Here is a 6,258-nt window from a genome sequence, read left to right on the forward strand (position 1 = left end):
CCGGTTTGACCTGACGGCCGATCACCCGTAACGTGTGGCGGTCGGCTTATCCCGTGACGGCTATTTCGCATGCCCTGCGGTGGGTGAGCCGTAAACTTTGCTAGAGCAGTGCGCCCGTGGATCCGCCCCGGGTGTCCTTGAAGCCTGGAGCCCACTCGTGAGCAAGCGTACGTACCAGCCGAACAACCGCCGTCGCGCGAAGGTCCACGGCTTCCGTCTGCGCATGCGGACCCGGGCCGGCCGCGCCATCCTGGCCGCCCGCCGCCGCAAGGGCCGCGCCGAGCTGACCGTCTGACGCAGCTGTCCGCCCGCCGCCTGGCCGGGCGGCGGGCCACCCTGAGGTAGTAGCCGGTGCTGTCGTCCGCTTTCCGCATGCGGCGGGGTGACGAGTTCGCCGAGGCGATCCGTCGTGGCCGCCGTGCCGGTCGGTCTTCCTTGGTCGCCCATTTGCGCGTCGGCGATCAGGACGCTCCGCCGCTCGTCGGGTTCGTGGTCGGCAAGGCCGTCGGCAAGGCGGTTATCAGAAACCGGGTCAAGCGGCGCCTCAGACACCTGATGCGGGCACGTGTGCACCTCCTTCCGAGAGGTAGCCTGCTGGTAGTACGCGCCAATCCTCCGGCCGCGTCCGCGCACAGCGAGAGCCTGGCCGCCGATCTCGATGTCGCGCTCGAACGACTTCTCCGGCGGCCGCGGGATGGACGGTCATGACTGCCGAGCAGCCCTCACCGGCGGTCCCGGGCACCACGCTGCCCGGGCCGGTGACGCTTGCTGCCCGGATTCTGCTGGCGCCGATCAGGTTCTACCGGGCCTTCATCAGCCCTCTGCTCGGTCCGCGATGCCGTTTCTATCCTTCTTGCAGCGCGTACGGTCTCGAGGCGATCGCCGTTCACGGGGCGTTGCGCGGAACGTGGTTGACCATCAGGCGTATCGGCCGATGTCATCCCTTCCACCCCGGCGGGTTCGATCCCGTGCCCCCTCGATCCCACAACAAGCAAGGGAGCTAGCTCCGTGGAGCTGTCCTGGCTGAACTGGCTGTACACGGCCATCGCTCAAGTGATCACCTGGATCCACACGGGCTACAGCACCTTCATCAACCCGGCAAGCGGTCTGAACTGGGCGTTGACCATCATCACGCTGACCGTGCTGATGCGAATCCTGATCTTCCCGCTCTTCCTGAAGCAGATGCGCTCGTCGAAGAAGATGCAGGAACTCGCGCCCAAGATCCAGGATCTGCGGAAGCGCTACAAGAACGACAAGCAGCGCATGAACCAGGAGGTCATGCGCGTCTACCAGGAAGCCGGCGCCAACCCGCTGGGCGGCTGTCTGCCGATTCTCGCCCAGTTCCCGATCTTCATCTCGATGTTCACCGTGCTGAACGCGATCGCCCACGGACAGCACGACAAGTTCGGCATGACCCCGGAACTGGTGGACAGCGCCCGGGCCGCGCACATCTTCGGCGCGCCGCTCCCCGCGACCTTCTTCACCAGCGGGGCCGACATCGCGAAATATGGCGCCGACCCGGTGATGGCGAAGATCGTTCTGGTGATCTTCGTGGCGATCAGCTCGCTCACCACCTTCCTCACCGTCCGGCAGAGCGTCACCCGCTCGATGGCCCAGATGCCGGACAACCCGATGGCGCAGCAGCAGAAGATCCTGATGTACATCTCGCCGCTGTTCGCCGTCTTCTCCCTCAACTTCCCGCTCGGCCTGATCCTGTACTGGGTGACCACCAACCTGTGGACCCTCGGCCAGCAGCACTGGTTCTACAGCCGTAACCCGATGCCGCAGTTCGACGCCAAGGGGAACCTGATCCCGGTGCAGCCCCATCCCGGGCTGCTGTCCCGGTTCCGCAAGTCGAAGGCGACGGCGCCCGAGCCGGAGGCGCCCCCGGAGCCTAAGATCGTCCGACAGCAGCCGACCCGCCAGTCCCGCAGCAAGCGGACCGGCAGCAAGAAGTCGTGACGCTGGAGAGACTCTGATGCGGAGACTCTCGAAGAGACAAGGAGTTCGGACGTGACCGAAGCTGAGGAGACCGCCAAGGCGGCTCCCGATGTCGCCGCTCTCGAACAGGAGGGGGAGATCGCCGCCGACTATGTCGAGGGACTACTCGACATCGCCGACCTGGACGGCGACATCGACATGGATGTCGAGGGCGACCGCGCGATGGTGTCGGTCGTCGGACTCAAGGGTGGCGACCTGGTGGGCCCCGGCGGCGAGGTGCTGGAGGCGCTCCAGGAACTGACCCGGCTGGCCGTGCACCGGCAGACCGGCGAGCGCTCCCGGCTGATGCTCGACGTCGCCGGTTACCGTGAGCGCCGCCGCGCCGAGCTCACCAAGATCGGTTCGGCCGCGGCCGAGGACGTCAAGGCCAGCGGCGAGCCGAAGGCGCTCCAGCCGATGACCCCGTTCGAGCGGAAGATCGTGCACGACGCGGTCGCCAACGCCGGGCTGCGCAGCGAGTCCGAGGGCGAGGAACCCCGCCGGTTCGTCGTCATCCTCCCCGCGTAAGCCTTCCGCCGGAAGCCGCCGATCTCCCATCGGGATCGGCGGCTTTCCTGTTTGTACACCCCCCACGCCCCGGATGGAATCGCCCGGGCCGTGCACGCCCGCATGCCTGGCCGATGGTGACGCCACCCGGCCGATACGCTACGAGAGATGACCGGAGACATGAGCGAACAACTTCCCCCCGCACCCGAGGAGGCCCGCGCGGTATTTCCTGGTCCCCTCATGGACCGGGCCGCGGCCTTCGCCGACCTGCTGGCCGGGCCGGGGGTGGTCCGCGGTTTGCTCGGGCCGCGTGAGGTGCCGCGGATCTGGGACCGCCACCTGCTGAACTGCGCGGTGATCGCCGAGGCGGTCCCGGCGGAGGTCTCCCTGGTGGACATCGGCTCCGGGGCCGGGCTACCCGGCATCGTGCTGGCCATCGTACGGCCGGACATCCGAGTGACCCTGCTGGAACCCCTGCTGCGCCGGACGGTTTTCCTTGAGGAGTGTGTGGCGGCGCTGGGGTTGACCAACGTGGAGGTGGTCCGCGGGCGCGCCGAGGAACTCGCGGGCAAGGTCCTGTTTGACGTGGCCACGGCGCGGGCGGTGGCGCCGCTGGACCGGTTGTTGACCTGGTCGATGCCGCTGCTGCGGGAGGGCGGGATGTTGCTCGCGATGAAGGGGGAGCGAGCAGCCGAGGAACTGGCGGCAGCGGAGTCTCAATTGCGGGTGTCCGGAGCGCGAACGGCCGAGCTTGTCACGGTCGGGCACGGTAAAGTCGATCCACCTGCAACTCTCGTCCGGGTTGTCGCCGGGCCTCAGGGCAATCTCAACGGTCGGCGTGAGGTTGGAAAGAATGGCGATCTCAGGAGTCGGCATGGGATTGCGAGAGGGAGCGCACGTCGCCGACGAAAGAGGTGACGGTCGTGCCCGCTGCGGTGACTGGTGCGGTGACGGGCCTGGGATGGCCGGAAGAACTCGCGAAACCGCGATCGGGGCCGCCGTCGGGGGTCGGCTGGCCTCGCTCCGCACTGCCGGAAGTCCCCGCACCGTCCGGCCTTCCGGAAGAAAGGACATCGGTCGTGTCCCAGCCCCCGCTTAACCCAGGTGATTCCCCGCTGGTTCGAGAGGCACTGAGTTCTGTGGTTTCACGTGAAACAGCCACGCCCGCGACGGCAGCCGCCATGCCCGTCGGATATTCCGCCCAACGTGACGGTGGCTGGCCACGGCCGCCCCGTACCCGCGTGATGACGGTTGCCAACCAGAAAGGCGGCGTCGGCAAGACGACCAGCGCCGTCAACCTGGCGGCCGCGCTCTCCATGCACGGCCAGCGGGTGCTGGTGGTCGACCTGGACCCGCAGGGCAACGCGTCCACCGCGCTGGCCACCGAGCACCGGGCCGGCGTGCCGTCCATTTACCAGGTGCTGGTGGAGGACCTGGCCCTGGAGTCGATCGTGACCGAGGTTCCGGACATGCCCGGTCTCTACTGCGCCCCGGCCACCCTGGACCTGGCCGGCGCGGAGATCGAACTGGTGCCGATGGTCGGCCGGGAGACCCGGTTGAAGCGGGCGTTCACCGCCTTCGAGTCGAAGATGAACTTCGACTACATCCTGATGGACTGCCCGCCCTCGCTCGGCCTGCTGACGGTGAACGCGATGGCGGCCGCGCAGGAGGTGCTCATCCCGATCCAGTGCGAGTACTACGCGCTGGAGGGCCTCACCCAGCTGCTGCAGAACGTGGAACTGGTCCGGGCCCACCTCAACCAGTCGCTGAACGTGTCCACCATCCTGCTCACCATGTACGACGGCCGCACCCGCCTGGCCTCGCAGGTGGCCGAGGAGGTGCGCTCCCATTTCGGGCCCACCGTGCTCGACGCGGTCATCCCCCGGAGCGTACGTGTGTCCGAGGCGCCCAGTTATGGGCAGTCGGTCATGACGTACGATCCCGGGTCCAGTGGGGCGATGGCGTACATGGAGGCGGCGCGCGAGATGGCGTATCGCGGTGCGGCGGTTGCCGGCTCGTGAGCCGGTAGCCTTTCAGGGTTCTGCGGTCGGTACGGGTAAGGAGCATCGTTGAGTCAACAGCGTCGGGGACTCGGGAAGGGCCTGGGCGCCCTCATTCCCACCGGGCCGATCGTGGACCCGGTCGTCGCCGCGGGCAGCCCGATGGCCGGATCTCCCCCGGTCCTGCCGAACACCGGGCTTCAGCCGGTGGCGGGGGCGTACTTCCAGGAGATCCCGGTCACCGCGATCGTCCCCAACCCGCGCCAGCCGCGTGAGGTGTTCGATGAGGACCGGCTGGAGGAGCTGGCCGCGTCGATCACCGAGGTCGGCCTGCTCCAGCCGATCGTGGTCCGGGCGGCCGAGGCGGGCACCTTCGAACTCGTCATGGGGGAGCGGCGATGGCGGGCCTCCCAGCTGGCCGGGCTGGAGCAGATTCCCGCCATCGTGCGCAGCACGCAGGACGACGAGATGTTGCGCGAGGCGCTCATCGAGAACCTGCAGCGGGAGCAGCTCAACTCGCTGGAAGAGGCGGCTGCCTATCAGCAGTTGCTGGATGACTTCGGGGCGACGCACGAGCAGCTGGCGAAGAAGGTTGGGCGGTCGCGGTCGCACATCACCAACACGCTGCGTCTGTTGAATCTGCCGCCCAATGTTCAGGTGCGGCTGGCGGCCGGGACGATCACGGCTGGGCATGCTCGGGCGTTGTTGCCGCTGGAGGATCCGGTGGCGCAGGAGCGGCTGGCGGCGCGGATCGTGGCCGAGGGGATGACGGTTCGGACGGTCGAGGAGATCGTCTCCCTGGGCGACGCCAAGTCCGGCCCCGCTCCCCGGAAGCCCAGAGCCAAGCAGCCGACCGCTCCCGCCCTCCGCCATCTGGCCGACCGTCTCTCGGATCATTTCGAGACTCGCGTCAAAGTTGATTTAGGGCGTCGGAAGGGCCGGATCGTGGTGGAGTTCTCCACGATCGACGACCTGGAACGCATCATCGGCACGATGGCTCCCGACGCAGCCAACCAGGTACGCACCAACCTGGATCAGTAGCAAACGTTCCACATGAAACAGCCCCGGCCCATCTGGACCGGGCTGTTCCATTTCCCAACGACGCTCCCCTCCCGAACCCGATGCCACATACGAACCCGTGCTCCTCCCTAACACCCGCCCCTGTCCACGTGGCCCCTTCGACCCAGGCTGATGAGGCCCCGGCTGTGCGGCCCCGGCTGTGCGATCTCGGCTGTGCGATCTCGAGCACGCGGTCCCGTGTGCGTATGACCCTGGTATGTGGGCCTGGCGTGTGGGCGTGCATATGAGCCGGGTGGGTTCGCCATGCGTAGCACCAGGTGTGTGGAAGCGGGGTGTGTGGAAGCGGGGGCTTTCCCGCGCGTGATGAGTGACGCGGCCCCGCTTCGTCAACCCTTCGATTCTGGCGGCGGGTAGCTCTGGCGCTGGATAGCGCTCTTCGAGCGTGCGATTCCCTGCGAACCCGCCTCCCCCACCTAGCCCAATGTTTCACGTGAAACCGTGGCTCTCCCCCACCTAAATCAGATCCGCCAGCCATGCTCTCCGCAGACCCAACACCCTGGCACTCGCCAGCGGGGGCAAGCACTGGTTGCCCCCGCCCGGTGCCGCCGCCAGCCAGGTTCCCTCGCGTACCCACACGGGGGCATGATTCCCGGACTCTCCCACCCGCCCTCCCTCGATGACCGTCAGCTGAACCAGCTCCTGCCGGGCGGTCGCCGCCTCTCGCGTGAAGAGATTGATTGCCGGGGGACTC

General features: G+C 67.6%; 8 protein-coding genes. All 8 read left to right on the forward strand.

What is annotated here, in order from left to right; genetic code table 11:
• The first annotated feature begins 157 nt into the window (after positions 1–157).
• The 8 genes from rpmH to KIP79_RS27940 all read left to right on the forward strand — a co-directional run bounded on the left by rpmH (position 158) and on the right by KIP79_RS27940 (position 5,528).
• Positions 158–295: a 50S ribosomal protein L34 gene (gene rpmH, locus KIP79_RS27905; RefSeq protein ID WP_214107898.1), complete on the forward strand. Its 138-nt coding sequence runs from the start codon at positions 158–160 to the stop codon at positions 293–295.
• 56 nt (positions 296–351) lie between these two features.
• The gene (rnpA, locus tag KIP79_RS27910; protein ID WP_214107899.1) at positions 352–708 is read left to right on the forward strand and encodes a ribonuclease P protein component; all 357 of its coding nucleotides are present in this window, start codon (positions 352–354) and stop codon (positions 706–708) included.
• Positions 705–1,004 (forward strand): membrane protein insertion efficiency factor YidD, encoded by a 300-nt coding sequence (gene yidD / locus KIP79_RS27915; RefSeq protein ID WP_214107900.1) that lies wholly within the window; start codon positions 705–707, stop codon positions 1,002–1,004. The genes rnpA and yidD overlap by 4 nt, the downstream gene beginning before the upstream one ends.
• Before the next feature lie 4 nt (positions 1,005–1,008).
• Positions 1,009–1,962 carry a membrane protein insertase YidC gene (gene yidC, locus KIP79_RS27920; protein WP_214107901.1) on the forward strand — a complete coding sequence of 318 codons (954 nt, stop codon included), beginning with the start codon at positions 1,009–1,011 and terminating at the stop codon, positions 1,960–1,962.
• Positions 1,963–2,013: 51 nt separating this feature from the next.
• Positions 2,014–2,508 (forward strand): Jag family protein, encoded by a 495-nt coding sequence (locus tag KIP79_RS27925; RefSeq protein ID WP_214107902.1) that lies wholly within the window; start codon positions 2,014–2,016, stop codon positions 2,506–2,508.
• Between the two features lie 147 nt (positions 2,509–2,655).
• Positions 2,656–3,405: a 16S rRNA (guanine(527)-N(7))-methyltransferase RsmG gene (gene rsmG / locus KIP79_RS27930; RefSeq protein ID WP_250213941.1), complete on the forward strand. Its 750-nt coding sequence runs from the start codon at positions 2,656–2,658 to the stop codon at positions 3,403–3,405.
• A gap of 326 nt (positions 3,406–3,731) precedes the next feature.
• Positions 3,732–4,508, forward strand: a complete 777-nt coding sequence (locus tag KIP79_RS27935; protein ID WP_372453683.1) for a ParA family protein — start codon at positions 3,732–3,734, stop codon at positions 4,506–4,508.
• Positions 4,509–4,556: 48 nt separating this feature from the next.
• On the forward strand, positions 4,557–5,528 hold the full coding sequence (locus KIP79_RS27940) for a ParB/RepB/Spo0J family partition protein (RefSeq protein WP_214107904.1): 972 nt from the start codon (positions 4,557–4,559) through the stop codon (positions 5,526–5,528).
• The last annotated feature ends 730 nt before the right edge of the window (positions 5,529–6,258 follow it).

This window comes from Acrocarpospora catenulata (genome assembly GCF_018476525.1).
GTDB lineage: Bacteria > Actinomycetota > Actinomycetes > Streptosporangiales > Streptosporangiaceae > Acrocarpospora > Acrocarpospora catenulata.

What these genes read in the sequence shown, in the direction of transcription:
- yidD (WP_214107900.1), top strand. Translation starts at nt 705, where the DNA reads ATGACTGCCGAGCAGCCCTCACCGGCGGTCCCGGGCACCACGCTGCCC.
- KIP79_RS27935 (WP_372453683.1), top strand. Translation starts at nt 3,732, where the DNA reads ATGACGGTTGCCAACCAGAAAGGCGGCGTCGGCAAGACGACCAGCGCC.
- rsmG (WP_250213941.1), top strand. Translation starts at nt 2,656, where the DNA reads ATGACCGGAGACATGAGCGAACAACTTCCCCCCGCACCCGAGGAGGCC.